This is a genomic window from Streptomyces sp. SID3212, assembly GCF_009865405.1.
Taxonomy (GTDB): domain Bacteria; phylum Actinomycetota; class Actinomycetes; order Streptomycetales; family Streptomycetaceae; genus Streptomyces.
The window spans coordinates 1-2,967 of record NZ_WWJY01000184.1; the positions used below are offsets into that span (position 1 = coordinate 1).

The following is a 2,967-nucleotide window of genomic DNA, read 5'->3' on the forward strand; positions in this document are numbered from 1 at the left end:
GCCGCGCTCCGGGTCGGCGCCGGCGGTGAGGAGCAGCCGTACCAGGCCCGGTTCGTCGCTGACGGCCGCGAGATACAGGGCGCTCGTGCCGTCCCCGTCGGCCGCCTCGGCGGGCACGCCCGCGCGCAGCAGACCGACGACCGTGTCGTCCGCGCCGCTGAGCACCGCCTCGAACAGGCCGGGAACACCCGCCGTCGGCTCATTCGTCATCCTTCGACCCTACGTGCGACGCCTGTGCGGGCATCCCGGGGCCACCGGACCGGCGCGCGGGGCCTGCCGGGTGTCGCGATCCGGGAGTCACGTGTCGCACTCCAGGAGTCGGGTGCCGCGCTACGGAAGTCAGGTGTCGCACTCCAGGACCGTCCCGCACAGCCCGCAGCGGGCCCTGACCCGCCCCCGGACCGGCACCCGGATGCGCTGGTGGCAGGTCGGGCAGGGGAACGAGACGCGCAGCCCGTCGGGGAGCTGCTCGAAGGCGTACGGCAGCGCCGGGTCGGGGGCGCCCTCCACGCGGCCGGGGTGGTCGAGCGCGTACCGCCGCTCCTTCGCGTACCGGTGGCGGCCCGACCACCCGGCCGTGGTCAGCGGCGGCTGCTGCTCGTCCCGCAGGGCCTGCGCGCGACCCTTCGCGTACGACGTGTACCCCTGCGGGCTGGTGAACCAGATCCGGGGGTCCTCGTCGAAGACGAGCGCCCGCTTGGCGAGGACGTAACCGAACTCCTCGGGGGTCAGGTACCCGAGCTTCTGGCTGGAGTCGCGGTCCTCGCGGTACGCGTCGAGCAGCAGCCAGCCCGCGCCGAGGTAGGTGGTCGCGGTGTCCGTGAGGATCTCGTTGTCGCGGGTGCCGGGGAAGCTCAGCCCCAGCCGGTGCAGCAGGACGTGCGTGATCTCGTGGGCGAGCGCGGCGCCGATGTCCCTGCGGTGGGTGCGGAAGCGGTTGTTGAGCTCGACGAAGTACTCGGGCCCGGCGGTCAGTTCGACGCTCGCCGCGTGTTCCATGTCGCGGAAGCTGACGATCACGCGCGCGTCGGGCAGCCGGAGTTGCTGGACCAGCGCGTGGGCGACCCGCTGGGTGCCCAGGTGGAGGTCGTCGTGGTCGGAGAAGGCGACGTCGGCCGGGGCGACGCTCGGCGCGTACCGGCGGACGCCCTCGGGGGAGAGGCGCCGGTAGAGCGCGGTGATCGCGGCGCGCGCGGTATCCAGGTGCGGATAGCCGTGCACGACCTCGGTTCCGTGTGCCACGTCCGTACCCCCCTGCAAGGACGGTCCTCCGCGATCCACTGTACGGCGGCGGTACGGTGCGTGGCCGGGCGGCCCGCAGTGCTACGGGCCGCGGAGGTACGGGGCGGGGCAGCCCTGGCGGTACGGCGCCGGCGCCGGCGCGGGGCCGCCGTACCGGACCGGGTCCTCCGTCCGGTCAGCGGACGTCGGCCGGTGTGCGCTCCCCATTCGTGGCCGGATCCGGGTTCTTGTGGCGCGGTGGGCGCGCTCCCCATAATCCGGATCACGCTTTGTCGGGCTCATGTCAGGCCCACTCTCCCGTTTCTCCCCCCACGAAGGGCAGATCCATGAACCAGCTCGTGCGTGCCTTCAAGAGATGCGCCGCCGCCGGTGCCGTCATCCTCGCGGCCGTCAGCCTCCAGCCCTCCTCCGCCTCCGCGTCGCCCCTGCCGGCCCCGGAGGCCCGCACCGCGGCCGTCGCGCCCGTCGCGCCCCCCGTCGTCGGCGGCACCCGCGCCGCACAGGGCGAATTCCCCTTCATGGTCCGGCTCTCCATGGGCTGCGGCGGCGCGCTGTACTCCCCGACCATCGTCCTCACCGCCGCGCACTGCGTCAGCGGCTCGGGCAACAACACCAGCATCACCGCGACCGCCGGTGTCGTCGACCTGAACAGCACCAGCGCCATCAAGGTCAGGTCCACCAAGGTCCTCCAGGCCCCCGGTTACAACGGAGCGGGCAAGGACTGGGCGCTGATCAAGCTCGCCTCCGCGATCAACCTGCCGACCCTGAAGATCGCCACGACCACGCAGTACAACACCGGCAACTTCACCATCGCGGGCTGGGGCGGGGCGACCGAGGGCGGCGCCCAGCAGCGCTACCTCCTCAAGGCGACCGTTCCGTTCGTCTCCGACTCCGTCTGCAACGGCCCCAACTCGTACGACGGTGACGTCATAGCGTCCCAGGAGATCTGCGCCGGCTTCGCCCAGGGCGGCACCGACACCTGCCAGGGCGACTCGGGCGGCCCCATGTTCCGCAAGGACAACGCGGGCGCCTTCGTCCAGGTCGGCATCGTGAGCTGGGGCAACGGCTGCGCCCGGCCGAACTACTACGGCGTGTACACCGAGGTCTCGACCTTCGCCTCCGCGATCGCCTCGGCAGCGGCCGGTCTCTGACCCCGCACCCCGGGGCCGGCCTCCGACCCCGCCCCCGGCGGGAGGACGGCCGTAATCCACGGACCCGCCCCAGCCACCCCGCGCGCGCCGGGATCACGCATCCCGCACACCACCCGGCGCGCGCGGGCCGGCCCGCACCCCCGGCCGGACGGTCTAAGCTCCGACACCATGACCACGAGCAACACCGGCGTCGACGAGACCGTACGCGCCGAACTGAACCGCCTCCGCGACAGCATCGACAACATCGACGCGGCCGTCGTCCACATGCTGGCCGAGCGCTTCAAGTGCACCCAGCAGGTCGGTGTCCTCAAGGCCGAGCACCATCTCCCACCGGCCGACCCGGCCCGCGAGTCCCGCCAGATCACCCGGCTGCGGCAGCTGGCGGAGAGCGCCCGCCTGGACCCGGCCTTCGCCGAGAAGCTCCTCAACTTCATCATCGCCGAGGTGATCCGCCACCACGAGACGATCGCGGACGAGGTGACGCAGACGGCCTCCGGCGGCGACGTGGAGTGACGGCGCGCGGGCGCCCACCGGGCGTGAGCCGCCCGGCGGACGGCGCGGCGGCGGAACGGAC

3 protein-coding genes and 1 pseudogene are annotated in these 2,967 nt (G+C 73.0%); 2 read left to right on the forward strand and 2 right to left on the reverse strand.

The features are described 5' to 3' along the window. Nucleotides 1–210, reverse strand: a pseudogene (locus GT042_RS05490) (ankyrin repeat domain-containing protein); the annotation flags it as partial. A gap of 129 nt (nt 211–339) precedes the next feature. Further along, complete coding sequence (locus GT042_RS05495; protein WP_161307567.1) at nt 340–1,242, reverse strand: hypothetical protein; 903 nt, start codon at nt 1,240–1,242, stop codon at nt 340–342. Nucleotides 1,243–1,568: 326 nt separating this feature from the next. Between GT042_RS05495 and GT042_RS05500 the strand changes: the two genes are divergently transcribed. Together GT042_RS05500 and GT042_RS05505 are read left to right on the forward strand one after the other, a co-directional pair. After that, the gene (locus GT042_RS05500; protein ID WP_161307568.1) at nt 1,569–2,393 is read left to right on the forward strand and encodes a serine protease; all 825 of its coding nucleotides are present in this window, start codon (nt 1,569–1,571) and stop codon (nt 2,391–2,393) included. 168 nt (nt 2,394–2,561) lie between these two features. Beyond that, nucleotides 2,562–2,906: a chorismate mutase gene (locus tag GT042_RS05505; RefSeq protein ID WP_161307569.1), complete on the forward strand. Its 345-nt coding sequence runs from the start codon at nt 2,562–2,564 to the stop codon at nt 2,904–2,906. The last annotated feature ends 61 nt before the right edge of the window (nt 2,907–2,967 follow it).

Excerpts from the sequence above, each read along its gene's own strand:
- GT042_RS05505 (WP_161307569.1), top strand. The coding sequence starts at position 2,562 with ATGACCACGAGCAACACCGGCGTCGACGAGACCGTACGCGCCGAACTG.
- GT042_RS05500 (WP_161307568.1), top strand. The coding sequence starts at position 1,569 with ATGAACCAGCTCGTGCGTGCCTTCAAGAGATGCGCCGCCGCCGGTGCC.